General features: G+C 38.8%; 26 protein-coding genes, 1 pseudogene and 1 riboswitch. Of the genes and pseudogenes, 16 read left to right on the plus strand and 11 right to left on the minus strand.

Going from position 1 to position 24,063, the window contains the following annotated elements:
* Nucleotide 1: 1 nt before the first annotated feature.
* The 7 genes from BI350_RS05900 to BI350_RS05930 all read right to left on the minus strand — a co-directional run bounded on the left by BI350_RS05900 (nt 2) and on the right by BI350_RS05930 (nt 6,798).
* On the minus strand, nt 2-775 hold the full coding sequence (locus tag BI350_RS05900) for a 5-oxoprolinase subunit PxpA (RefSeq protein WP_075527247.1): 774 nt from the start codon (nt 773-775) through the stop codon (nt 2-4).
* A gap of 1 nt (nt 776) precedes the next feature.
* On the minus strand, nt 777-1,784 hold the full coding sequence (locus BI350_RS05905) for a 5-oxoprolinase subunit C family protein (RefSeq protein ID WP_075527248.1): 1,008 nt from the start codon (nt 1,782-1,784) through the stop codon (nt 777-779).
* Complete coding sequence (pxpB, locus tag BI350_RS05910) at nt 1,781-2,482, minus strand: 5-oxoprolinase subunit PxpB (RefSeq protein ID WP_075527249.1); 702 nt, start codon at nt 2,480-2,482, stop codon at nt 1,781-1,783. The genes BI350_RS05905 and pxpB overlap by 4 nt, the downstream gene beginning before the upstream one ends.
* A 143-nt stretch (nt 2,483-2,625) precedes the next feature.
* Nucleotides 2,626-3,192: an SCO family protein gene (locus BI350_RS05915; RefSeq protein WP_075529259.1), complete on the minus strand. Its 567-nt coding sequence runs from the start codon at nt 3,190-3,192 to the stop codon at nt 2,626-2,628.
* Between the two features lie 68 nt (nt 3,193-3,260).
* The gene (iscB, locus tag BI350_RS05920; RefSeq protein ID WP_075527250.1) at nt 3,261-4,487 is read right to left on the minus strand and encodes an RNA-guided endonuclease IscB; all 1,227 of its coding nucleotides are present in this window, start codon (nt 4,485-4,487) and stop codon (nt 3,261-3,263) included.
* A gap of 231 nt (nt 4,488-4,718) precedes the next feature.
* Nucleotides 4,719-6,122: a sensor histidine kinase gene (locus BI350_RS05925; protein ID WP_075527251.1), complete on the minus strand. Its 1,404-nt coding sequence runs from the start codon at nt 6,120-6,122 to the stop codon at nt 4,719-4,721.
* A complete protein-coding gene (locus BI350_RS05930) occupies nt 6,097-6,798 on the minus strand; it encodes a response regulator transcription factor (protein WP_075527252.1) in 702 nt (233 codons plus the stop codon). The genes BI350_RS05925 and BI350_RS05930 overlap by 26 nt, the downstream gene beginning before the upstream one ends.
* A gap of 182 nt (nt 6,799-6,980) precedes the next feature.
* Between BI350_RS05930 and BI350_RS05935 the strand changes: the two genes are divergently transcribed.
* The 4 genes and pseudogenes from BI350_RS05935 to BI350_RS17155 form a co-directional block, all read left to right on the plus strand.
* Nucleotides 6,981-7,715 carry a FixH family protein gene (locus BI350_RS05935; RefSeq protein ID WP_075527253.1) on the plus strand — a complete coding sequence of 245 codons (735 nt, stop codon included), beginning with the start codon at nt 6,981-6,983 and terminating at the stop codon, nt 7,713-7,715.
* A gap of 97 nt (nt 7,716-7,812) precedes the next feature.
* Nucleotides 7,813-8,262, plus strand: coding sequence for an OsmC family protein (locus BI350_RS05940; protein ID WP_075527254.1), 450 nt, complete (start codon nt 7,813-7,815; stop codon nt 8,260-8,262).
* 555 nt (nt 8,263-8,817) lie between these two features.
* A complete protein-coding gene (locus BI350_RS05945) occupies nt 8,818-9,450 on the plus strand; it encodes a hypothetical protein (RefSeq protein ID WP_075527255.1) in 633 nt (210 codons plus the stop codon).
* A 9-nt stretch (nt 9,451-9,459) separates the two neighbouring features.
* A pseudogene (locus BI350_RS17155) lies at nt 9,460-9,722 on the plus strand (hypothetical protein); the annotation flags it as partial.
* A 192-nt stretch (nt 9,723-9,914) separates the two neighbouring features.
* Here the strand turns inward: BI350_RS17155 and BI350_RS05950 are convergent.
* Nucleotides 9,915-10,145, minus strand: a complete 231-nt coding sequence (locus BI350_RS05950) for a glutaredoxin family protein (protein WP_075527256.1) — start codon at nt 10,143-10,145, stop codon at nt 9,915-9,917.
* Between the two features lie 154 nt (nt 10,146-10,299).
* On the minus strand, nt 10,300-10,842 hold the full coding sequence (locus BI350_RS05955) for a GbsR/MarR family transcriptional regulator (protein ID WP_075527257.1): 543 nt from the start codon (nt 10,840-10,842) through the stop codon (nt 10,300-10,302).
* A 211-nt stretch (nt 10,843-11,053) separates the two neighbouring features.
* Between BI350_RS05955 and BI350_RS05960 the strand changes: the two genes are divergently transcribed.
* The 7 genes from BI350_RS05960 to ribH all read left to right on the plus strand — a co-directional run bounded on the left by BI350_RS05960 (nt 11,054) and on the right by ribH (nt 17,983).
* A complete protein-coding gene (locus BI350_RS05960; RefSeq protein WP_075527258.1) occupies nt 11,054-12,310 on the plus strand; it encodes a quaternary amine ABC transporter ATP-binding protein in 1,257 nt (418 codons plus the stop codon).
* Nucleotides 12,303-13,154 (plus strand): ABC transporter permease, encoded by an 852-nt coding sequence (locus tag BI350_RS05965; protein WP_075527259.1) that lies wholly within the window; start codon nt 12,303-12,305, stop codon nt 13,152-13,154. The genes BI350_RS05960 and BI350_RS05965 overlap by 8 nt, the downstream gene beginning before the upstream one ends.
* Nucleotides 13,155-13,156: 2 nt before the next feature.
* Nucleotides 13,157-14,077, plus strand: a complete 921-nt coding sequence (locus tag BI350_RS05970; RefSeq protein ID WP_075529260.1) for a glycine betaine ABC transporter substrate-binding protein — start codon at nt 13,157-13,159, stop codon at nt 14,075-14,077.
* A 271-nt stretch (nt 14,078-14,348) separates the two neighbouring features.
* A riboswitch (FMN riboswitch) is annotated at nt 14,349-14,499 on the plus strand.
* Between the two features lie 61 nt (nt 14,500-14,560).
* Nucleotides 14,561-15,649, plus strand: a complete 1,089-nt coding sequence (gene ribD / locus BI350_RS05975; RefSeq protein ID WP_075527260.1) for a bifunctional diaminohydroxyphosphoribosylaminopyrimidine deaminase/5-amino-6-(5-phosphoribosylamino)uracil reductase RibD — start codon at nt 14,561-14,563, stop codon at nt 15,647-15,649.
* Entirely contained in the window at nt 15,649-16,299 is a 651-nt protein-coding gene (gene ribE, locus BI350_RS05980) for a riboflavin synthase (protein ID WP_075527261.1), read from the plus strand. Before ribD ends, ribE begins: the two co-directional genes overlap by 1 nt.
* Nucleotides 16,300-16,311: 12 nt before the next feature.
* Nucleotides 16,312-17,505, plus strand: coding sequence for a bifunctional 3,4-dihydroxy-2-butanone-4-phosphate synthase/GTP cyclohydrolase II (locus BI350_RS05985; RefSeq protein WP_075527262.1), 1,194 nt, complete (start codon nt 16,312-16,314; stop codon nt 17,503-17,505).
* Between the two features lie 13 nt (nt 17,506-17,518).
* On the plus strand, nt 17,519-17,983 hold the full coding sequence (gene ribH / locus BI350_RS05990) for a 6,7-dimethyl-8-ribityllumazine synthase (protein WP_075527263.1): 465 nt from the start codon (nt 17,519-17,521) through the stop codon (nt 17,981-17,983).
* 80 nt (nt 17,984-18,063) lie between these two features.
* Here ribH and BI350_RS05995 read toward each other — a convergent pair whose 3' ends face one another.
* Nucleotides 18,064-19,296: a CynX/NimT family MFS transporter gene (locus tag BI350_RS05995; protein ID WP_075527264.1), complete on the minus strand. Its 1,233-nt coding sequence runs from the start codon at nt 19,294-19,296 to the stop codon at nt 18,064-18,066.
* Nucleotides 19,297-19,545: 249 nt separating this feature from the next.
* Here BI350_RS05995 and BI350_RS06000 point away from each other — a divergent pair, with 249 nt between their 5' ends.
* The 5 genes from BI350_RS06000 to BI350_RS06020 all read left to right on the plus strand — a co-directional run bounded on the left by BI350_RS06000 (nt 19,546) and on the right by BI350_RS06020 (nt 22,083).
* Nucleotides 19,546-19,893, plus strand: a complete 348-nt coding sequence (locus BI350_RS06000; protein ID WP_075527265.1) for an ASCH domain-containing protein — start codon at nt 19,546-19,548, stop codon at nt 19,891-19,893.
* Nucleotides 19,894-19,901: 8 nt separating this feature from the next.
* Nucleotides 19,902-20,345 carry a DUF2269 family protein gene (locus BI350_RS06005; protein WP_245698304.1) on the plus strand — a complete coding sequence of 148 codons (444 nt, stop codon included), beginning with the start codon at nt 19,902-19,904 and terminating at the stop codon, nt 20,343-20,345.
* A 130-nt stretch (nt 20,346-20,475) separates the two neighbouring features.
* Nucleotides 20,476-20,898 carry a VOC family protein gene (locus BI350_RS06010; RefSeq protein ID WP_075527266.1) on the plus strand — a complete coding sequence of 141 codons (423 nt, stop codon included), beginning with the start codon at nt 20,476-20,478 and terminating at the stop codon, nt 20,896-20,898.
* A gap of 107 nt (nt 20,899-21,005) precedes the next feature.
* The gene (locus BI350_RS06015; RefSeq protein ID WP_075527267.1) at nt 21,006-21,197 is read left to right on the plus strand and encodes a hypothetical protein; all 192 of its coding nucleotides are present in this window, start codon (nt 21,006-21,008) and stop codon (nt 21,195-21,197) included.
* Nucleotides 21,198-21,225: 28 nt separating this feature from the next.
* Nucleotides 21,226-22,083 carry a GNAT family N-acetyltransferase gene (locus BI350_RS06020; RefSeq protein WP_075527268.1) on the plus strand — a complete coding sequence of 286 codons (858 nt, stop codon included), beginning with the start codon at nt 21,226-21,228 and terminating at the stop codon, nt 22,081-22,083.
* Nucleotides 22,084-22,114: 31 nt separating this feature from the next.
* Here the strand turns inward: BI350_RS06020 and pepF are convergent, their stop codons facing one another.
* Complete coding sequence (gene pepF / locus BI350_RS06025) at nt 22,115-23,932, minus strand: oligoendopeptidase F (protein WP_075527269.1); 1,818 nt, start codon at nt 23,930-23,932, stop codon at nt 22,115-22,117.
* Nucleotides 23,933-24,063: the final 131 nt, after the last annotated feature.

Raw genomic sequence — 24,063 nt, forward strand, 5'->3', positions numbered from 1 at the left:
GTCACTTTTTTTGCATGAAGTTTTGGATTGAGATATTTTCTTTTTGTAAAGTAGCTGAAATTTGTTGGGCGAATTGTAATGCATTTTCCGCGTCACCATGAATGCAAACAGTTTGTCCGTGTAACTTAATGGTTGAGCCGTCAATCGCTATTACTCGTTGTTCTTTCACAATTTGCAGGACTTGTTCAATTGCTGTTTCGGTATTTGCAATCAATGCATGAGGATGATTTCTTGGTGTCAAAGAACCGTCATACTGATAAGTTCGGTCGGCAAAAGTTTCGCCCACCGTTTGCAAACCAAATTTTTTTCCAGCTCTTATTAGTTCACTATTTGCGAGTCCGTATAGCAGCAACTCAGGATTAAAATGGTAAATGGCCCGTGCAACAGCTTCCGCAAGTAGTGCATCTTTCGCACTCATATTATAAAGCGCGCCATGTGGTTTAACATGTTGTAAGGTACTTCCTTCAGCTGTAACAAAAGCTTGAAGCGCCCCAATTTGATAAAGCGTTAATTCGTAGACTTCTTCCGGCGTCACTTTTATCTCCCGTCGACCAAAACCTACCGCATCTTGAAAACCAGGATGTGCGCCAATCGCTACATTATGTTTTAACGCTAGTGTGACGGTTTTACGCATAATGCTCGGATCGCCAGCATGAAAACCACACGCAATATTTGCTGAGGAAATGAACGGTAAAATTTCTTCATCGTTGCCGATTATATAGGCACCAAAACTCTCTCCAATATCAGCGTTTAAGTCGATTGTATGGTTTGTCAAATTAATTCCCCCTAATGGCAATACGTATAGCCGTTGTTAGTTGTTTTAATTGCGCTTCCATTTGCATGAAACGTGTTTGTGATTCTTCAATAGAAATCATGTTAAAGATAAGTTGGTCACCTGGCTTTGCTTGGGCAAGAATAGAAATATCGCATGTGGATACTTGTGCAATTTTAGGATAACCCCCGGTCGTTTGCCTGTCCGCCGTTAAAATAATCGGATTACCATCTGCGGGTACTTGAATAGAACCAAACGCAACAGCTTCGGAAATCATTTCTTTTTGTTCAGTCAGTGCAAGATGTGGCCCATTTAATCGATACCCCATCCGATCGGAGTTTACGTTTACTGTAAATGGTTGATTGAGGAATGCTTGTTTACTTGATTCGGTAAATGCGTCATATTGCTTCCCTTTTGTTACATGAATTATTGTAGGCGTCATATTGTATGGAACTAAATTTGGCGCCACAAACCAATTTGTTGTTTTAAAAGGAGCGCGATTTTGCGGTTGCTTTAAACTTTCTGTAAGTATACTCGCGTTGTCTAATCTATCATCAATGGAAATTTGATCGCCACGCTTTAAAGCCCTTCCTTCTATTCCACCAATCTTCGCTCGTAAATAAGTCGATTGACTATTCATCGTTTTTGGGATGGCAAATCCACCGGAAACAGCGAGGTAGGCTCGGCTTCCTGCTAGGGCATGTCCCAATTGGAGAACGGCGTTTTTCTTTACAAAAACAGGACGCCACATTGGCACCGGGACTCCGTCAATCGTAGGTTGTAGACTTCCACCGCATAACGCAAAAACAGTATCTCTTTCAAACTGAATATGTGGACCAACGAAAGTCATTTCAATCGTACTTGCATGTTCTTCATTGCCGACAAGAATATTTGCAACCCGGTGCGCCCACATATCCATTGCACCACTTGCGACGACACCGTACTTTTGAAATCCATAGCGACCTAAGTCTTGAATCGTATCAAGCAAGCCAGGCTTTAAAATCGTTATCAAGTTGCTTCACCACGCAAATGCTTATATTCTTCCTCAGATATTTGATAAAACTGTAGTTGATCTCCCGGTCTTAATAATGATGGTATCTCTTCATTTGGTAAAAATAAATCGACGGGCGTTCTCCCGATAATTTGCCAACCGCCCGGCGTTTCGATTGGATAAATTCCAGTCTGTTTTCCAGCAATACCGACAGAGCGACCTGGAATTGAAAGGTGTGGTGTCAATTTACGAGGGGTTGCAATTTTTTCTGAAAGTCCCCCGATAAAAGGAAATCCTGGGGAAAACCCAATCATATGTACTAAGTATTCGCCGCCGGTATGTATAGCAATGACCTCCTCTTCACCTAAGTTGTGGAGAGTGGCAATATGTGATAAATCAGGCCCGTATTTTCCGCCATAAAGCACAGGGATTTTCACAAGGCGATTTGGGAGGATCTCTTCATCTTGGATATTTGGCAGAAGTTTGTTAATTTCATTGCAAACTGTTTGAAAGGGAGAAGGTGATGCACTAAATTGTTTTATTGAATAAAATAACGACAGCGTTGTATAAGCCGGGATATATTCAATTAACCAGGATGGTGCTTCGCGATCTAAGTAGGCGGTAATTCTTTGAATTTGTTTTTGTGTATTTAAACTGATTTCATTGGAAAACTCAATAATTACCGCTTGGTCGCCTAAAGGCTCAATTGTATACGTCACTAACCGGTCACCCTTTCTAATTATTTTGTCATCTCTCCTTATAGTTTAGCTCATAATTGGTTGAAGTGGTATGGTGGGAAGTGAAAATTATTTTTTCGTATTTTGAAAGAAAGAAAAACCGCTGAAATACCTCAGCGGTTTTATTATAGTGCAATTTCAATATCGTTTATTAAATCTTCATAATAGGTTGGATCTATATAGTTGTATTCACCGATTAGGTGCCCGTCTTTATCTACTAAATAAAAATTTGAACTGTGAATCACTTGGTTGGATGATGGTGGCTTATGCACAATGGTTTTAAATTGTTCCCGTGCAAATAGTTCAATATCATCGGGCGAATAGCCTGTAAGTAAGTGCCAATTTGAAAGGTCGTTTGTAAAATCCATGACAAAAGAATGTAACCTTTCCGGCGTATCGACTTCCGGATCAACTGTAAATGAAATAAGCGTTACTTCATGTCCTTTTGCTTTTAATTTTTCCTGTAGAGACGCGGCCTCAGCCGTCATTGTTGGGCAAACTGTTACACAATCTGTAAATATGAAATTGGCAATCCATACGTTTCCATGCAAATCTTCCGATCCATACGCATCTCCATTTTGATTGGTAAAAGTGAAAGCTTCTATTTTTTCTTTTGGTGTAGATGGTTGGCTACAGGCCGCTAACAACAGGGTAGAGAGAACAAGTAAATAGCTGACTAATCGCAAATTCATAAGGTTTAGGCCGGCGGAAACTCGTGACATGAGTCGTGGGAGGAGCCAACCTGCACTTCCTTTCATCACTATATTTGGGAGGCAAGCAATGTATTTGCCTTCTCTATTACGCGCAACTTTTTAAAGCTTGCACTTTTGTGTATATGGGTACCGTCTAAAGTTCGCAAATCAAAGTATCCTGTCTTTCGTCTGCCAAATATAAAACATTCAACGCCTTCAAAAATGACTTTATCGAATAACTGAAAGCCTTTCACAAATCGTTCGGCCTTATTTGCCCTGCGGTACCCACCTTTGGAAATTGTCATCTTATGAAGTTGGCGGTTATTTTTTCGGACTTGTTTAAATGAGTAGCTGTTTTCTGATGGTATTGTCAACGGATTTCCGCTAATACATCGTGCATCCACCGCATGTCCCTTATCAAGTCCATGACGAATACGGTTGTTTTTTGTTTGGAATCCATACGTTAGCCGAGCATGTGGATACAATTCTTTTACTTTGTCATAAATAAACCATCTCATCACAGTCATTTGTGTTGCATCACGAAAAGAACAGTTTTTTCGTTTGAAAAGATACTCTTTTCCTTCGCGATGGATTTTTTTATGGCAGTTTTCGCAAAGCGTAATCAGATTATCGGGACTGTCTCCTCCTGTTTTTCTACTTTCGATATGATGCACGTTCAGAATATAATCTTTTGATTTTCCTTTACAGTATTGACACACATGCTTGTCGCGAAAAAACACATATTCCCGAACATTCCAGAAGTCAAGCTGGTCACCTTTTTGGTATAAATCTCCGGAAATACTTGGGTTCTTAATCTTTTGAATATCAAATTGTGCGACTTCAATGGTGAGATTTTGAATCGGAAGAATCTTATGTACCTTCCGGATAATTTTTACATGCATATCAACCTTATTTTGAACAGATGGAGCAAGCCATCCTTTTTCTTTCTTGCGATTTAAAAAACGTGGCTTTCGATAGCGTGTTTTTCGACTCCGTCTAGCACCCCGTAAAGACTTGCGGGTTGCGAGTAATTCTTGAATATCTGTACGGAGCTTCACTTCGCCCTCAAACACCACATCGTCTTTTGTCGTTGCAGAAATTCCGATTTCTTTCGTACCAGCATCAATGCCAAGCGAAACGGGTTGTACATAGCCGCTTGAGCCATATTTTAACTGGATTGTGAATGGTGTCCGTTGTACAACTTTTGCCTTTCCTTGTGTGAGTAACTTACGAGCTTTTATGGGTTTACAAGGCATAAGCGGTTTGCCATATTGATTAAGTACGTAAACAAACATGTTGTTTACCTCCTTCGAGTTAGGTGCTCTTCGCCAATGTTGTAAGTGCTTGTTCGGCATGCAACACCGCTCCTTTCCCCTCAGAGCTTTTAATCACATGCGACAGTAGCATAGAACTAGAGCTGGCATTCTATGGTGTCATGACACAAACAACGTAGTCCCCATAAGACCTAGGCTAGTCAATTAGGGCTTCATCTTACAAGCCAGTGATTTTAATCGTGGGTAATTGACTTAAATCTCGTCCTTTAATAGTGGTAGTTGAACCGTCACAATCGTTCCGTCATTCACATCACTTGTAATCGAAAAGTGACCGTCGTGTAGACTTGTAATTTCTTTCACGATTGATAAGCCAAGTCCAGTACCGCCAGTCGTTCGGTTGCGTGCTTTATCCGTACGGAAGAACCGGCTGCCAATATGCGGAATATCTTCTGCATCTATGACTGTCCCAAAATTTTGCACTTGAAATTTGGCATAATCATCATCGTTCACTAATGATACAAGCACATCGCTATCACTCTTTGAGTATTTAATAGCATTATCGATAATGTTATAAAAGATTTGTTGAATACGTTTCGCATCGCCGATCACAATCAACTCTTCATCGACGGTTACTTTGAGTTGAATGTTTTTCTTTTGACTTTGGATGAAAAATAAGTCAACTGTATCTAACAAAACTTGCGCGATGGCTAACGGTTGCTTCGTCATCTTATTAAAACCTTCTTGAAAATGAGATAAATCTACTAAATCAGTAATGAGTTTATTAAGTCGTTCGGTTTCCTTTTCAATGGTGTTTAAATACTTATTTTTATTAACAGTCGAAAGATCCTGTTTTATAGCTTGTGTATAACCGCTAACATAGGTTAGTGGTGTCCGAAGTTCATGAACGACATTTGAGATAAATTCCTTTTGCCGTAATTCATGTTGTTCGAGTGATTCGGTCATCATATTAAACGTTTTTGCGACTTGTCCAACCTCGTCGTCATATCGAATGGCCAATCGATTTTCATAATTGCCATTTGCAACTTCAACGGCATGATGTTCAAGTTGTTTAAGTGGCGTAAATAATGAACGCCAAAACGACCAAACAATCATGAACAGAAGGCAAAAGAAAATCAGTCCCGTACCAACGAGTAAAGGAATACTTTCCTTAAAAACATCTTGTATGGCAGCTAGCGGAACGTAAATATATATAAAACCTATTAATCCGAATTCCCCCTTAATTGGGAAAATAGCACCGAGTATCTCTCTGTCAAGCTCTTCTACATAGCCTTCTTTCATGACATATTTTCCTTTATCTAACGTCTCGTAATCATCGCTATCTAGCAAGGATTTTGTGTTGATTTGATAAGGAAAATGGGTGGAAAGTTCATCTAAATCGTCCACAACGATAATTTCATATTCAGATACGATATTGTACCATTGAATTTTTTCAATAATCTCCTCACTTAATACCCCATAATGGTAGTGAGAAGCCGTTCTTTGTCCTTGATAAATAATCGATTCCTCAATACTTGTCAAATATAATTTTGAGTATAAGTAATGGATAAAGAAAAACGAAAAAAGAATCGTAAAACCAATGCTCGAAAGGAGGAGAATGATAATTTTTTTACTAAACGTCAGATTCTTCCTTTTCATGTGACACCTCAAATCGATAGCCAATTCCCCAAACAGTTTCGATAAAATTACTATAAGGGCCGAGTTTTAAACGTAACGTTTTAATATGTGTATCGACAGTGCGCTCCGTACTTTTGTGATTTTCCCCCCAAACAGTTTCAAGTAATTGTTCTCTTGAATAAACACGCCCCGTGTTTTGGGTAAATAACTTTAATAAGCCGTATTCTTTTAACGTGAGTGAAAGCGGTTCACCATCTACCGTCGCGGTATGCGATTCATGATCGATACTAATCGGACCAACACGTAATAATTCTGTACGATCAATGCTTTGATAAGTACGTCTTAAAACAGATTCGACACGGGCAAGTAATTCTTGAGGATGAAAAGGTTTGACGATATAATCATCACCGCCGAGTTTCAAGCCTTTCACTTTATCCCACTCATCACCTTTTGCGGATAAAAAAATGATTGGAGCAGTAGAGTAGCGTTTCACTTTCTCCGCAAATTCAAAGCCATCCATAAATGGCATCATAATATCTACAATAAACAAATCGGTTTTTGTTTGTTGAAGTATTGAAAGTGCATGCGCACCATCCGTTGCCTCAACAACTTTATAATGTTCACGTTCTAAAAAATCACGAACGAGATTTCTCATTTGACTTTCGTCGTCAATGATCATAATTGTGTAATTAGACATAGTATCCCCTCATTCTATTCCAAAGCTTGGGCTTTAAGGAAAATGATATATGGCAAGGTTGAAGTTTATGTGAAGTAATTCACTTTTCTTAAAGTTCACAAAGAGTTCTCAACCTCTATGTATGATTATACTGAACATGTGAAGTTTACGAAAATAATAAGAAGCTACTGGGGGAGTTATTTTTGAAAAGAGTCATTACTGTATTCCTATTTACAATTTTGATGGGAACATTAGTCGCTTGTACGCAAAAAGATGAACCTATCACGAATGTAACAGAATTAGAGCCACTACTGGTTGAATTAACAGTAACAAATGAAGTTGAAGTTGGTGAAACCGTTAACATGTCATCACTCGTCACAATGGGTGATAAAAAAATAGATGATGCAGATGAAGTGGTTTATGAAGTATGGGAGGAAGGAAAAAAGTCTGAGAGCGTAATGATTGATTCCGTGAATGAAAAAGAGGGCGTTTATACAGCGGAAACATCCTTTGATCATGACGGACTCTTCCATATTCAAGTCCATGTTACAGCGAAAGGCCTTCATACAATGCCTGTTGAACAAGTGATTGTCGGAAGTGGCGGGGAGTATGAAGAAAGTAGTGGACAAGATTACCATACAGAAGGCTTTTCTATGCATTTTATGAAGCCAATAGATGTTACTGCTGGTGAAGAGAAAGAACTTATTGTACATACTGAATTAGATGAACTGCCATTAGAACAATTGAATGTTCGTTATGAAATTTGGCACGAAGGCAATCCTGATCAACATGATTGGGTAAATGCGGAAGAAACAAATACGGGAGAATATACCGCACTTTACACGTTTGAAGAAGCAGAACAATATACAATCGTCATTCATGTAGAGGATGATGAGGAGTTACATGAACACGAAGAACATATTATAGAAGTTAAATAATAGAATGATTAAAGTAGAGGAGAGCTAGTATCCTCTACTTTTTGGTGATTAATAAAATTGTCACGTATAATAAACTTAGAAATCGGAGGGGAATTGAATGGCAGAGCATTTATTTCATTTAACAGCAAAGTGGCCAGGTGGTCGGAATGATGTGGGGACGATTGATGCAGGGCAGTTGAAAACAAAAGTATCTATCCCACCCGAAATGGATGGACCTGGAATTGGGACAAATCCAGATGAGATGTTACTAGGGGCAGCAGCGACGTGTTATATCATTACGCTGGCGGCGATGATGGAGCGAAGCAATCTGGCGAAGGAAAGTTTGGAAATGGAATCGGTCGGTGTGGTGGATGTGACAAATGGCGTTATTACATATAAAAAAATCATTCATAAACCGCAGATTACTTTAGCAAAAGGCGTGACGGAAAAAGAGGTTAACCGTGCCAAAAAACTTGCGGAAAAAGCAGAAACCTCCTGCATGATTAGCCGCGCGATTCAGGGAAATGTTGAAGTGGAATTGGAAGTTGGGATTGAAGTGACGGAGTGAGGAGTTTATAACGAGGAGAAAGCTTTTTAAGTGGATCATTTGGATAGATAAGCACTTTTTAATCATCAAAAAATCATTCAGTAAAACACCGATAACTTGTTGCTAAGTTACGGTGTTTTTTGGTGCTCAAAAAAATGAAATAAATGTTTTTTACAAGGATTTTCAATAAATGTATCCTTTGTCATTTTAATTCTCTATATAACCAATAAAGCGAGTGTTCATAAAAACAAAACAATGTGGGGGATTAAATATGGATAAAGGTCTCAATCTTATATCTAGCATACAAGTAAACGATATCCATGTTATACTATTTGCAATACATTGAAATTTTAACGAGAACAAGGAAAAGTCACCAAAGAAGATAAGGTATATGAGACTAATCATGAAATTATGTCCTGACGTGTTTTCATATTTCCCGAGTCAAACAGTACAAAACCCGAATAGAAAGGGTTGAACGATATACATAGTACATCTTTGATGGAAAGGCATTAACCGATTAGTGGATATTAGGGGAAAATAAAATAATCATACACGCTGTAGAAAGGGGAAGGGAAAATGACATCAAAAACTGATGAAAAAAGTGGATCACATTCATGGCCACTAATAATTTTCTTGCTAATTATTTTTTGGCCTGTAGGAGTTTTTTTCCTTGTAAGAAAACTGAGAACGGATAAGAAAGCATCGCTGTCCTCAGGAAGAAAAATGATGATTTGGGGATGGATCATTGTAGGTGGGGGGCTTATCTCATCTGGAGCGCTAATGGAAGATGGTTGGGTCAGTGGAATATTTGGTACGTTATTTTATGTTGCTGCAGGTTTAGCATTAATCTATTTTGGTAAAAAGTCATCAATAAGAGCCGAGAAATATAAAAAATACATTGATCTTATTGTTAATAAAAAGTTGAGATCCATTGGGACGATTGCATCGGCAATTCCTACAGCATCTAACGTTGCAATTTCGGATATTGAAGACATGATTAAAAAAGGTTTTTTTGAAGATGCTTATATTAATTATAGCGCAGATGAAATTGTTTTAATCACAGATGAAGTTCAAGATCAAAACCTTTCAATTACGAATCAAAAAGTAAAAATGAACGTCATACCTTGTAACGGTTGCGGTGCAAATAATAAGGTTGTAAAAGGCCAAGTAGGGAATTGCCAATATTGTGGATCCCTTATTAGTGGATGAGAATATGCGTCGGCGGCGATGGAACGAAGCAACTTGGAGAAAGAACAATTAGAGATTGAATCAATTGGTGTGGTCGATGTAACAAAAGGCGTCATTACATATAAAAAATCATTCATAAATCGCATATCATTTTAAAGCATGATGCATCAGAAAAAGACATCGTATTTACACAAAGGTTAGCGGAAAAATCGGAGGCGTCCTGCATGATTAGCCGTGCAATCCCAGGAAATGTGATGATTGAGTTGGAAACGAAAATAGTATTAGCTAAATAAACACAATAACCTCCTTTTCAATTAGAAAAGGAGGTTATTTCATCACTGCATCCATTGCATATAAACCAGCACAATCCCTGTAATCGCCATGGCAACATGACCAGGGCATATTTTCGGAAATTTTCTTTCCTTTGTATCAAACTTATCATGACTACATGATTTACATGAAAATAAACGTTTCTTCAATTGCATCTAGCCCTTCAACGCTTCTTGAATTTCAGTTGGATTGAATCCAAAAATCCATTTGTCGTTCAACTTCGTTTGTGGAACGCCCATCTCACCAGTCTCCGCGATTAATTTACGCTGGGCCTCAATATCTTCTTGCACGTTGATTTCCTCAAAAGGGATATTTTGTTCCGTTAAGTAATCCATCATCATTGTGCAATACGGGCATGTTGTTGTGTAGACAGTTGCTTTAGCCATATACTCTCTCTCCTTTTAGTTAGTTTCATTATAGCTTGAAGAGTTCCTTTGCTAAACAAATTGATTCATAAGGGATTGAAAATGCCCACTTAATAACCGATAGCATACCAAAAACGACAATCAGTTATTTCAAACTGATTGTCGTTTTTGCATTTCAAGATTCCTCTACATTCTTCGGCACAAGATCGAAAATTAAGTGGTCTTCAAACGCATCAACAAGGCGTTCTAACCATTCATAATAACTCCTCATATAATTGAGCTTTTCGATATCCTGCTTTGCAAGTTCTACAACTTCCTCGTCAGCTGACTCATCTTCAATGAGTTCTTGGAGTTCGCGATTAGACCTTCTAATCGCACTTAAGTGCAAAGAAATTGACCTTCCCCATCTAAGTGAAAAAGTATCAATGAAGTTTTGGTACCAATCATCATTTACCTTATATAAATCTTTTCGGACACCGCGTTCCCATACACGTTCAACCAATTTAGACTCTGCTAATGAACGAATAGATGTACTCATGCTTGTTTTACTCATACCTAGTTCTTCAGCCATTTCGTCTAAAGTCATCGGTTTATTTTCAAAGAACAGCATACTGTATTGTCTTCCGGCAGAAGGGGGTTGACCAAATAAATGGATGTTCTGAGTGATGGATTCCATAATGCGCTTGCGTGAACGTAAAAGTTTGTCGTATCCATTCATACTGCTATCTCCTTATAGCTTTCAGCTTATTACAAGCCTAGTCAAATATTCTTCATATAGCATAGTTTAACTCCTATTAAAAATCAATTTTTTTAACCTAAAATTTGTACGGTTTTTTCCGTACAAACTAAACAAATTGTAAAAAAGGTTGTAAAGTAATAAGTTTATAGTTATACTAGTAGACATTCGTAAAAAACGAGGGAGTGTAAAAATGGAAGTGCAACATAGTAAGAAGAAAATTGAAGTGAAGCAAGCAACGAAAATCTTCGGTAAACATACGAAGCGTGCGGCTCAATTACTTCAAGAAGGAAAGACAAAAGGAGACATTTTAAAAGCAACTGGATCCACAGTTGGTGTAAATCATGCTTCTTTTGATGTGTATGAAGGCGAAATCTTTGTCATCATGGGGCTATCTGGAAGTGGGAAATCTACGCTTGTTCGTCTTTTAAATAGATTGATAGACCCAACGATGGGACATATATTACTGGACGGTGAAGATATCGTTCAAATGAACAAAGAAAAACTGCGTAAAGTCCGTCGTGAAAAAATTGGGATGGTATTTCAAAACTTTGCCCTATTTCCACATAAAACAATTCTTTCCAATACGGAATATGGATTGGAAATTCAAGGTGTTTCGAAAGAGGAACGAAAAGAGAAAGCGATAGAATCTCTTAGATTAGTTGGGTTAGCTGGATACGAAGAACAATATCCATCTCAATTAAGCGGGGGCATGCAGCAACGTGTTGGACTAGCACGTGCCATTGCAAACGATCCAGATATTTTGTTGATGGATGAGGCCTTTAGTGCGTTAGATCCGTTAATTCGTAAAGATATGCAAGATGAGTTGTTACAGCTTCATAATGACATGGGAAAAACGATTATTTTCATTACCCATGATTTAGATGAGGCCCTTCGAATCGGCGACCGAATCGCTTTAATGAGGGACGGAGAAATTGTTCAAATTGGAACACCAGAAGAGATTTTAATGAATCCATCCAATGAATACGTTGAAAAATTCGTAGAAGATGTCGATTTATCGAAAGTATTGACGGCTGCTCATATTATGAAACAAGCAGATTCGGTACAAATTGATCGTGGCCCAAGGGTTGCGTTACGCCTGATGAAACGACTGCGTATTTCCTCTATGTATGTAACTGATAAGCAACATCGTCTATTAGGAGCAGTGACCGCACAGGACGCAGATGCTGCAGTAGGTGAAGGGAAATCGTTGGAAGATATTCTCATAACTGATATCCAGACTGTGGTGGAAGATTGTGTACTCACAGAGTTGTTTGACACTGTCTCGACAGCGACGATTCCAGTAGCGGTTGTAGATGAAAAGCAACGTCTCAAAGGAATTATTATTCGTGGTGCATTAATTGGTGCTTTATCAGGAAATGACAGCTTTATTAATGGTAATGGGGTCGTTTCTGCAGACGCAGAGTTGGAGGTAGAGGAGATTGGATAAATTTTTACCACGCCTTCCATTTGCCGACTGGATTGACGATGGCGTTCAATGGTTAACAGATGTTTTTGCGCCATTATTTGATGGGATTGCAACGTTCTTAGAAGCAATTGTAGAAGGGTCAGTCAATTTATTAGACCTTGTGCCATCAATTTTATTGGCAGTCATATTTGCCTTACTTGCTTGGTTTATTTCAACGAGAAAAATTGGGCTATTTACACTAATTGGATTCTTGTTCATAGACTATTTAGGTTTATGGTATCCGATGTTGCAAATGCTAGCACTCGTTGTGACAGCCGTCTTGTTTGCTGTAGTTATTGGGATACCGATTGGAATTTTGGCATCACAAAATAAAACTGTGAAACAAATTACGAATCCGATTTTGGATTTAATGCAGACGATGCCAGCATTTGTTTATTTAATCCCAGCTATTTTCTTCTTTAACATCGGGGTTGTACCAGGGGTTGTTGCATCAGTTATTTTTGCAATGCCACCGACAATTCGTTTAACGATGTTAGGGATTCAGCAAGTGCCAACGGATTTAATCGAAGCAACTGAGGCATTCGGTTCAACAACATGGCAACGTTTAGTGAAGATTCAAATTCCGCTTGCAAAGCCAACTATTTTAGCAGGCGTGAACCAAAGTATCATGTTATCACTCTCAATGGTTGTGATAGCTTCAATGGTAGGTGCTCCGGGACTTGGTGAAGAAGTTTACCGAGCCGTTACGCAATTGAAAACAGGTGTTGGTGTTGAAGTCGGTGTGGCGATTGTCATTGTTGCCATTATTTTAGACCGCATCACGCAACACGCAGGATCGAAAAAACAAGGAGGAATTTCAGAATGATTTTGAAAAGAAAAGTATTTGGATTAGGTGCAGCAGCATTGCTTGCACTAGGACTTGCAGCATGTGGAAGTGACGATACAACTAAGAAAGAAACAGGTTCAGATGATGACACAACTGGTGTTACAGAGGAAGCAGTTGGTGAATCAGTAAATTATAAGATTACAGGAATTGACCCAGGTGCTGGGATTATGGAAGCAGCTGACCGTGCAATTGAAGATTATGAATTAGATGAGTGGACGCTAACTACAGGTTCAGGTTCAGCAATGACGGCAGCGCTGAAAAAAGCATATGATAAAGAAGAACCAATTATTGTTACAGGTTGGACACCGCACTGGAAATTTGCGGAGTTTGATCTTAAATATCTTGAAGATCCCAAAGGTTCATTTGGCGGAGAAGAGCAAATCCGTACAATAGGCCGTGTTGGTTTAGAAGAAGATCTACCAGAAGCACATGCAATTTTGTCGAACTTTAATTGGACAGAAGAGGACATGGCCGAGGTTATGATTGCAATTCAAGACGGTGAGAAAGAAGAAGTAGCAGCTCAAAACTGGATTGACGCAAATGAAGATAAAGTATCAGAATGGACAGATGGTGTCGATAAAGTTAACGGCGATAAAATTAAACTTGCTTATGTTGCATGGGATAGTGAAATCGCAAGCCATAACGTGATGAAAATTGTTCTAGAAGATATGGGCTATAAGGTTACACTGACACAAGTAGAAGCAGGTCCATTATGGACAGCTGTTGCAAATGGTAGCGCAGATGCATCACTCGCAGCATGGTTACCAATTACACACGAAACATATGCTGAGAAATTTAAAGGTGACTTTGAAGAGCTTGGCATTAATATGGAAGGTGTGAAAATCGGTTTAGTCGTCCCAGAATATATGAACATTGACTCAATTGAAGACTTACAAAAATAAGAAAAACAAAGGGCATCGCTTAATTTAGCGGTGCCTTTTCTATAGGTTTTGGTAGATGTATCAAAAATAATTATGGTCATTTATTGAACTTCAAAATAGACTTGTTGTGAAAATGAAAAATCGACCGAATAACCTTGTCGAACTTCAAGTTAATTGGGTTTATTTACACGAATCTAAAGTCATGAATTTCGTTTTTTCGTTCTATAAATATAAAATCTACTATTGATTATTATAAAATGATGTGGTAGGTTTAAGAAAGTACGATATTTTCTAATAACTTCGGGGCAAGGTGAAATTCCTTACCGACGGTGATCAAGTGTGATGCTTGTTAGTCCGTGACCCGCTTTTCTACTTGCTAGAAAACGGTGGAGCTGGTGAAACTCCGGCACCGACAGTTAAAGTCTGGATGGGAGAAGCTTTGGGGAATACGTACAATGCCGATAATAGGTTGCCCTCTTTATACAATTGAAAGGGGGAATGTCGATGATTGATGAAAATATGATGAAACTAGCGCTACAATTGGCGCAAAGTGCAGAAGGACAAACTTCACCGAATCCTCTTGTAGGTGCTGTTTGTGTTAAAAATGGTCAAATTATTGGGACAGGCGCTCACTTAAAAGCGGGAACCCCCCATGCTGAAGTTCATGCATTAAAGATGGCAGGAGCAGCAGCTTTTGGTGCGGATTTATACGTCACCCTTGAACCGTGTGCACATCATGGACAAACACCGCCTTGTACAGGACGCATTATTTCAAGCGGGATTCGTCGTGTAATCATTGCGTCAACAGATCCAAATCCTTCTGTAAATGGACGAGGGATTGAACTTCTTAAGCAAGCCGGAATTGAAGTAATCACCGGTGTTTTACAGGAAGAGGCAGACTATTTAAATCGTGCATTTTTTCATTTTATTCAACACGGTAAACCTTACGTCACTTTGAAAGCGGCCACTACCCTAGATGGTCGACTTGCAACGCAAAATGGGGATAGTAAATGGATTACATCTGAAACCTCTAGAACAGATGTCCATGAACTTCGTCATACCCATGATGCGATTTTAGTTGGCGTTGACACCGTACTTCATGATAATCCTTTCCTAACCACCCGTTTGCCCCATGGTGGAAAGAATCCAATTCGAATTATTTTAGATCGACAGTTACGAACATCCGAAACAGCAAATGTTATTACTGATGGTGCTGTAGAAACAATTATTTTTACGTTGGAATCAACTGTAATGAATGCACATTTATCTGCGTTTTCCAATGTGTCTATTGAAAGAATTCCAGATTCAGCACATTTTTTGGAAGAAGTGCTAATACGTCTTGCGCAAAAAGGAATTATGACCTTGTTTGTCGAGGGCGGCAGTCGCATCCATTCGAGTTTTATGAATGCACAGTTGGCTGATGAACTTTATTTATACGTAGCACCAAAATTAATTGGCAATGGTCCGACAATCTTTATGGATGAAACGCGTTCTTTTATGGCAGAAAGTGAAGGACTTTCATTCCTAGACGTGAAAAAAATTGGCGATGATATTAGAATTCATGCTCAGTTTCAAAAGGAAGGTGAGTCATAGTGTTTACTGGGATTGTAGAAGAAATCGGTACAATTCAATCCGCGAATCGAGGTGCGAATTCTTTAACGCTCCGAATTCAATGTGCGAAGGTCCTTGAAGATGTTAATAAAGGGGATAGCATTGCGGTGAATGGTGTTTGTTTAACGGTTAAAGATTTTACAGCGTCCTATTTTACAGCAGATGTGATGCCTGAAACGGTAAAAGCGACAACGATTCACTCGCTTCAAGTAGGAAGTCGTGTCAATTTAGAGCGCGCAATGGCAGCAAATGGTCGGTTTGGCGGTCATTTTGTAAGTGGACATGTTGATGGAACCGGCGATATAGTGACCGTTCAACAGAGAGAAAATGCAATTTACATGGAAATTAACATTGCACCTGAATTATTACAGTACTTCATCCAAAAAGGGTCTGTGACAGTTGATGGAACGTCACTGACAGTTTTTGATGTGACAGATAGTGGATTTGTTATCTCGTTAATTCCGGTTACACAAGCTGACTCTATAATTGGACAAAAACGCGTTGGCGACATTGTGAATGTAGAGTGCGATATGTTAGCGAAATATATTGAACGATTATTATCTAAAAAAGAAGTGCAACAACCGAGCACGGTGACGATGTCATTACTTGCAGAAAATGGTTTTCTAAATTAAGGGGTGACGAATATGTATACGACAGTAGAGAAAGCAATTGAAGAATTAAAAAGAGGTAAAGCAATCATCGTTGTGGACGATGAAAATCGGGAAAATGAAGGCGACTTTTTAGCATTAGGTCAATTTGCTACGCCGGAAGTGATTAATTTCATGGCGACAGAGGGTAAGGGACTTATTTGCGTACCGATTGAAGAAGAAAAGGCGGCACAATTAGAGTTACCTCTTATGGCGGCAGAAAATAGCGATCCATATCGTACGGCTTTTACAGTGTCCATTGACCATGTCACAACGCATACAGGAATTTCAGCATTTGAACGTTCAGAAACGATTTTAAGCATGCTTCATTCAGATGCAAAACCAGAAGAATTTAATAGACCTGGGCATATATTTCCGTTAATTGCAAAACGCGGTGGTGTACTTGAACGTCCAGGACATACAGAAGCGGCGGTTGATTTAGCAAAACTCGCAGGAGTAGATCCGGTAGGCGTGATTTGTGAAATTATGAATCCGGATGGAACGATGGCAAGAGGCCAGCAGTTAAAAGAAATGGCAGAACGTTTTGACTTAGTCATTTTAACAATTGAAGAGTTAGTCAATTATCGGCAGGCGCGCGAATCGTTAGTTGAACACGTTGTTGATATCCAGTTATCAACTGAGTTTGGTGAATTCAAAGTCTTTACATACGTAGAGAAATCAACTGGACAAGAACATCTCGCATTTGTAAAAGGTGAAATAGAGGATGGTGAAAATGTTCTTGTTCGTGTTCATTCGGAATGTTTAACCGGTGATATTTTTGGCTCAAATCGATGCGACTGCGGCCCACAACTGCATGCCGCCCTTGGCCAAATTGAAGAAGCAGGAAAAGGTGTTTTATTATACTTAAGACAAGAAGGTCGTGGAATTGGACTTGTTAATAAAATGAAAGCTTATCAATTACAAGACGAGGGTTATGATACGGTCGAGGCAAATGTAAAATTAGGTTTCCCGGACGATGCAAGAGATTATCGAATCGGTGCACATATTTTACGAGATCTTGGCGTGTCAAAGATTACTTTACTAACGAATAATCCACGAAAGATTTCAGGTCTAGAATCAAATGGTGTCCAAGTAATTGAACGACTGCCAATTGAAATGCCTGCGAAAGATGAAAATAGAAGATATATGGAAACGAAAAAAACAAAACTCGGACATTTATTACACGCTTAAGGGGGAAGTTATGATGGGAAAAGTATATGAAGGTCATTTAGTTGGAACGGATTTAAAGGTTGGGATTGTAGTTGGACGGTTTAATGAATTCATTACAGGGAAGTTGTTAGGCGGGGCGGAAGATGCATTGCGTCGTCATGGTGTAGATTCAGAGAATATTGATGTCGCATGGGTTCCAGGTGCTTTTGAAATTCCGCTTGTTGCGAAGAAAATGGCAGCATCTAAAAAGTATGATGCGGTTATTACGCTAGGAACGGTAATTCGCGGCTCAACGCCTCATTTTGACTATGTGTGCAGTGAAGTTGCAAAAGGTGTTTCAGCCATTAATATGCAGGAAGGCGTTCCGGTTATTTTCGGCGTATTAACGACAGAGACAATTGAACAAGCTATCGAACGTGCTGGCACAAAAGCTGGAAACAAAGGCTGGGATGCGGGTACTGCAGCCATTGAAATGGCAAATCTATTGAAAGAAATTTAATGTATGAAAAAGGCTTCCAGTCTGTCAATTGGTGACGGACTAGGAAGCCTTTTCTATTATCCAATAAAATGATGATAAGATTAATTTTCGGTTGACGCGTGCGTGGGTTTTGATACGTAAGTATTTTGTCCAGCGCCCAGTCCAACAATGAATAGGACGATAGAAGAAAATATTAATAAGAAAATAGGGATTGTCCAACCACCAGTTAAATCGTATAACAATCCGAATAGGGCAGGGCCTGTCGCGGCAAGTAAATAGCCAAACGTTTGCGCCATCGCAGATAAATCCGCTGCTTCATATATGTTTTCAGTTCTTAACATAAAGAACATCATTGCTAAACTAAATGCAGTTGCGGTCGCAATTCCGAATAAAATGGCTGATGGTAATACGAGTGCCATTTGACCTGATAGGATCCCCGAGAGTCCGAGGATTAAGGTGATGAATGTAAACCAAACTAGTGGAATTTGGTTCTTCATTCGTCCAGCGATAATTGGCATAATAAAAGTAAATGGCAATTGCGCTAATTGGACGGAAGATAGCATCCAACCTGCTTTCTCTGCAGTCATACCCCTGTCTTGTAAAATAACTGGAAACCAAGCGGCAACACAGTAAAATAATAAGGATTGCAACCCCATGAATACCGTAATTTTCCAGGCAAGTTTTGATCGCAACAGCGAAATTCCTTTTTTCATTTCGTTCCCTTGAGACGATTCTTTTTGTCGATTAAGGAGTTGTGGAATCCAAAATAATAGCGCAATAACCGCGAATATAGCCCAAACACCAATGGAAGCCTTCCAACCAAACGAACTGGACGTAGCGATTGGAATACTTAATCCAGCGGCTAAGGCAGCGGTAATATTCATAGAGATAGAATAAATCCCTGTCATGACACCGATATTATTGGGAAATTTCATTTTAATAAAGGCTGGCATCAGTACATTGGCAATTGCAATTCCCGCACCAATAAAAATGGTCCCAATGTAAAGGATTGAGATGCCGCCTAAAGGCCTGAAGATAAGACCGATTGTAATGGCAATTATTACAAAAAATAAGACGACTTCCATCCCAAATCTTCTTGCAAGACGTGGGGCGAAAGGAGATAACAACCCGAATGCCAGTAACGGAATCGTCGTTAGGGCACCGACCATTGTATTTGAAATACCTAGTCCATCCCGAATAAGGGGGACAACTGGTCCAACAGAAGTGATTGGTGCACGTAAATTAGTAGTTAGAAAAATAATACCAGCTACGAGAAGCAGTAGGCCTAAGGTTGAACGACGCTCAGGCTTTTCATTTTTTACAGGAACACTCATTAGTATTCCTCCTCTTGTTTAAATATGTAGTAGGTTCCAACATTTTACGTTAACAGGTTACTTTCAAAAAGTAAATGTCATTTTGCCGAAAGGATATATATTAAAACACTTTCATTAAAAAAATAGACATTTTTATTTGTGACTTGAAACAGTATTCACTAAACCTTATTTAGAAATTGGTTTTCTCGCGATATATGACTAGGGTAGGTATAATGAAAAGAGAATCAATTTAGAGAAAGAGGGATTCACTTGACGAATGAAAATAATGTAAATTTACCAGAAAAGACTTGTTCCATCGAACGACTTGTTACTGTAAAAGAAGATGTACAAAGAGTATTAAATGGAGAAAAAACAGCAACTAGACGAAATGGTGTCTATGCTTATCCTGGTGAGATTATGGTGCTTGAAGGAAAAGAATTTAAAGTAGACGCACTTTATTCACAGACGCTTGGGGAAATGACTGATGAACATGCTAAGCAAGAAGGATTTGAGACATTAGAAGCTTACAAACAAGCGATTCTTGCGTTACATCCGAAAATGCCTTGGGTGCCGAAGATGAGCGTATGGGTTCATGAGTTTAGCCCAGTTCAGAAATGATTCGTTAAATGATGTTTGACTACTATACAACACTTGTTTTTCTACACGTAACTAGCGCAGTTTTTGCCATTGGCCCATTATTTATCATTATTCCGATTATTAACAGGATAAGAAATGAAGTTGAGGTTAATGAAAAAATTTATTTATCAATCATTCGGGTCATCATTCGAATTGTCATGCACGCAGGTCATTTACTCGTTACGACAGGTGTGCTGCTTATCCTGTTTGGACCTTGGCCATGGCATACATCTTGGGTTGTCATGACTGTTGTCGTCATGGGCATCACGGCCGTATTTTTAGCATCAGGCTTTTCAAAAGTCCTCCGGGAATTTGGCGAACCTCATGCGAATAAACAATACATATTAAAGCGACTCACTTTTACAACATGGATATATATTGGACTGATGCTCTTGTTGCTTTGGTTAATGGTCCAAAAGCCAAGTTTTTGGTGAACGTATATTTTAGAGAGGATATGTACCTTAAGTGGTGCATATCTTTTTTTATGCCTAACATGTAGGAATGATTGATATCATTAGCGTACATGTTATAATTAACAAACTATTCGATAAAAGGGGAGTTCATATGGCAGTAGATGTTTATTTAACTTTTAATGGTGATTGCAGGGAAGCAGTTGAGTTTTATGCAAGAGTATTTAAAACGGAAAAACCGCATATAATGACGTTTGGAGAAAGCCCACAAAATCCAGATTACCCCCTTCCCGAGGAAGCAAAAGACCTTGTGATGCACGCTAGGCTAACGATTAGCGGAAGTAATGTCATGTTTTCCGATACATTCCCAGGTTATCCGTTTGTAGAAGGAAATAATATTACGCTTGCTGTTGTGAGTAAAGATATTGATGAGATTCGTTCCGCTTACGAAGGGTTGAAAGAAGGCGGCACCGTGGAAATGGAACTGCAAGAAACGTTTTGGAGTAAATGTTATGGAAAAGTTAAAGATAAATTTGGCATTGGCTGGCAGTTAAGTCATGAAAGTGAACAACAGTAAAGTTAAGCTTATAAGGTGTAATAAGGTATGGTGTTTTTCATTGAAAACCACCATACCTTTTTTCAAATGCTGTTTGATTCATAAAGAAGATTGTGGGGAAATACGAAATGATTGTCATTTTAGTAAGCGTATTTTCGGCGATTATCATAATGATGACAGCCTATTCGTTAATAAAAGCATTGATTATCGCGTATAAAAGATGCGAAATAACTTATCGTAATTTAATCCTGTATTCAAAGTTATCATTCGCCATTTGTGGAACGATTGCTTTTTTAACGCCATTTATTTTGGTTTTTTAATTGATTTATTATAGGGGTGGGGGATTTGATGACGTTTACGCAATATCATGACGCAAATGAGTTTTCTAAGAAAGTTTTACCCGTCATTGCTCATGAGGATGACGTGTTCAGTTTATTTTTAGGCGTGCTAGCATCAATAAAAAATGGTGTTTATGAAAATCCTTTTATGGCAACGATTGAGCACGATGGAGAAATCATTGCCTTATTTCAAATGACACCGCCGCATCCGGTCAATATGATTTATCTTGATGACAGCCGATTGGATGCGTGTATAGAATTATTTATAAAACACTCTATCGAAGAAAATATCGAATTCACTTCTATTATAGGCTTGAAATCAATGGCAAGTAGATTTGCGGAGAAATGGAAAGTTACAACTGGTATGGAAGAGCAATTATTAATGGATCAAGGTTTATATCGATTAGATACAGTAAATGAACAATTAGCCAATAGCCCAGGAAACTGGCGATTGGCAATAGAAACAGATTGTAAACTAATTCAGAATTGGTACCATTTATTTGAACAAGATACATCTTTGCCAGTAACTCCGGAACATATTGTAGAGGAACGTGTACAAAAATTTGTAAGCGTAAGGGAAGTATTTCTGTGGGAAGTTGAAGGCAAAGTTGTTTCCATGATGAAAAAATCTCGTCCAACGAAAAATGGCATTACGGTTGCTATGGTGTTCACACCTCAAGAGGAGCGGAGAAAAGGGTATGCGCGCACACTTGTAGCGGCGATTTCAAAAGAATTACTCAAAGAATACAAGTTTTGTATGCTCTATACGGATATGATGAACCCTACATCGAACAAAATTTATCAAGAGATTGGCTATAAAAAAATTGCTGATTCTGTGCATATTGGTTTTATGAATAAAGAAGAGTAGCCGCATTCAAGCGACTACTCTTCTTTACTGTTTAGTTTTTTACAGAATCGATTTCTTCTGTTAATTCCACCAATTGGTCAATCAGCTCACCGATGTAAGCAATCGTATCGCGTAACGGTTTTTCCGTTGTAATGTCAACGCCTGCCATTTTACTTAATTCAGCAGGAGATTTTGTGCCACCTGCTTTTAATACTTCAATCCACTCATCGACAGCAGGTTGGCCTTCTTCAAGAATTCGTTTCGATACTTGTGTAGAAATCGTTAAGCCAGCACTGTAGGTGTAGGGGTATAGGCCCATATAATAGTGTGGTTGACGCATCCATGTTAATTCAGCGCCTTCGTTAATTTCAACATCATCGCCCCAGAAATCTTCGAGTGTTTCACGCTTCAATGAATTTAAGACGTTCGCATTCACGCTGCCGCCTTCATCAATACGCTCATACACTTTACGTTGGTAAGCGGCTTCTAGTAAGTGCGTGACGAAATTATGGTAATACGTTCTAGCAACAATAGAAGAAATCACCCAACGTTTGAATTTCGGGTCATCCGAATTTTGTAATAAATGGTTCGCCATGAGCATCTCATTCATTGTGGAAGGTGCTTCAATGAAATACATGGATGGACGTGCATTGAACACGTTTTGCTCAGCGTTTGCATGGTAGAAATGTCCAGCGTGTCCAAGCTCGTGGGCTAGTACAAATACATCTTCCATACTGCCTGTCCAAGAAATTAAAATATACGGGTGGTAACCGTGCGGACTAGAACAAAATGCACCTGTGGATTTACCTTTATTTTGGGCAAAGTCAATCCAACGTTCATCATAGGAACGGTCTACCATATTCATATAATGGTCTCCCATAACCGCTAGTCCATCTTCGATATATTTCTTAGATTCTTCAATTGTAATTTTCGGCTCGTAGTTTGGATCTAAAGGAATCTTTAAATCAGCAAACGTCATTTTATCTAGCCCATGTACTTTTTGCAGCAGTTTTGCATATTTACGCATATGTGGCGCGAGCTCTTTCGTAATTAAATCAATTTGACGATCGTACATTGACTTATCCACTTCTTGATTAAACAGCAAATAATCGAAAACAGAATCATAACCACGTAAATCTGCTGTTGTTTTTTCAGTTTGTACTTGCATATCATATGTTTTGGCAGTCGTATGTTGGTATTCTTTTAACTTTGCAGAAAACGCCTCAAATGCTGTGCGACGTTTCGCGGTATCAGGTTCTGACTCCCAATCACCTTCGAAAGTAACATAGCTTAATGGATAGTGTTTTCCGTCGACTTCAAAATCATCAAAGGACATATCTACCATCTTAGTCGTATTATACAAACCGTACGGTGCATTAAATGTTGCAGAAAAAGCAGCTAATGTTTTTTCGACTTCAGGATGTAATTGATATGGTTTTTTGCGAATTAATTTCTCTAGGAAATTTTGATAGTCTTCAGATTGTTTCATTGCTGCTTCTAACGTTTCAGCAGGCAATTCGGACAGTTCACTAGTCACAAACGAGAGTTGACTGTTTATTTTCGCTGCAATCGAACCAAACTTGCTTGAACGCATTTGCGCTTCGTCATTCGTTTGGTCAGTACTAGCAGACAGGCTTGTATATGCCCCTACAGGAACCATATTTGCAACGATTCGCTCATAGCCTTTTAATGCTTCAATGGCTGAAGTAGCATCTACAATATTTCCTTTAAATTTATGAGCAAAGGAATCGACTTCCTTTTCTAACCCGGCAACTGCTTCATTATAATCTTCTTCAGTTTTGAATAAATCTTGTAGGTTCCAAGTTTCTTCTACTTTAACTTCAGAACGTAGTGGTAATGATTTTACCAAATCTCATCTCTCCCTTTATATTACGGATATCGAACTATTTATTATTATATAGTAGAATAAAAGGAAAGTAAAAGCGAATCCCTCTCTTGGGAACTTTCAGATATTGCGATGATGTAGATAAAAACATCCCT

The organism is Sporosarcina ureilytica, assembly GCF_001753205.1.
Taxonomy (GTDB): domain Bacteria; phylum Bacillota; class Bacilli; order Bacillales_A; family Planococcaceae; genus Sporosarcina; species Sporosarcina ureilytica.

What these genes read in the sequence shown, in the direction of transcription:
- ribD (WP_075527260.1), top strand. Translation starts at nt 14,561, where the DNA reads ATGATTGATGAAAATATGATGAAACTAGCGCTACAATTGGCGCAAAGT.
- ribH (WP_075527263.1), top strand. Translation starts at nt 17,519, where the DNA reads ATGGGAAAAGTATATGAAGGTCATTTAGTTGGAACGGATTTAAAGGTT.
- BI350_RS06015 (WP_075527267.1), top strand. Translation starts at nt 21,006, where the DNA reads ATGATTGTCATTTTAGTAAGCGTATTTTCGGCGATTATCATAATGATG.
- BI350_RS05955 (WP_075527257.1), bottom strand. Translation starts at nt 10,842, where the DNA reads ATGAATGGATACGACAAACTTTTACGTTCACGCAAGCGCATTATGGAA.
- BI350_RS05925 (WP_075527251.1), bottom strand. Translation starts at nt 6,122, where the DNA reads ATGAAAAGGAAGAATCTGACGTTTAGTAAAAAAATTATCATTCTCCTC.
- BI350_RS05995 (WP_075527264.1), bottom strand. Translation starts at nt 19,296, where the DNA reads ATGAGTGTTCCTGTAAAAAATGAAAAGCCTGAGCGTCGTTCAACCTTA.
- BI350_RS06020 (WP_075527268.1), top strand. Translation starts at nt 21,226, where the DNA reads ATGACGTTTACGCAATATCATGACGCAAATGAGTTTTCTAAGAAAGTT.
- BI350_RS05930 (WP_075527252.1), bottom strand. Translation starts at nt 6,798, where the DNA reads ATGTCTAATTACACAATTATGATCATTGACGACGAAAGTCAAATGAGA.
- BI350_RS05915 (WP_075529259.1), bottom strand. Translation starts at nt 3,192, where the DNA reads ATGAATTTGCGATTAGTCAGCTATTTACTTGTTCTCTCTACCCTGTTG.
- BI350_RS06005 (WP_245698304.1), top strand. Translation starts at nt 19,902, where the DNA reads ATGATGTTTGACTACTATACAACACTTGTTTTTCTACACGTAACTAGC.
- BI350_RS05950 (WP_075527256.1), bottom strand. Translation starts at nt 10,145, where the DNA reads ATGGCTAAAGCAACTGTCTACACAACAACATGCCCGTATTGCACAATG.
- BI350_RS05945 (WP_075527255.1), top strand. Translation starts at nt 8,818, where the DNA reads ATGACATCAAAAACTGATGAAAAAAGTGGATCACATTCATGGCCACTA.
- BI350_RS06010 (WP_075527266.1), top strand. Translation starts at nt 20,476, where the DNA reads ATGGCAGTAGATGTTTATTTAACTTTTAATGGTGATTGCAGGGAAGCA.
- BI350_RS05960 (WP_075527258.1), top strand. Translation starts at nt 11,054, where the DNA reads ATGGAAGTGCAACATAGTAAGAAGAAAATTGAAGTGAAGCAAGCAACG.
- iscB (WP_075527250.1), bottom strand. Translation starts at nt 4,487, where the DNA reads ATGTTTGTTTACGTACTTAATCAATATGGCAAACCGCTTATGCCTTGT.
- BI350_RS05985 (WP_075527262.1), top strand. Translation starts at nt 16,312, where the DNA reads ATGTATACGACAGTAGAGAAAGCAATTGAAGAATTAAAAAGAGGTAAA.
- BI350_RS05940 (WP_075527254.1), top strand. Translation starts at nt 7,813, where the DNA reads ATGGCAGAGCATTTATTTCATTTAACAGCAAAGTGGCCAGGTGGTCGG.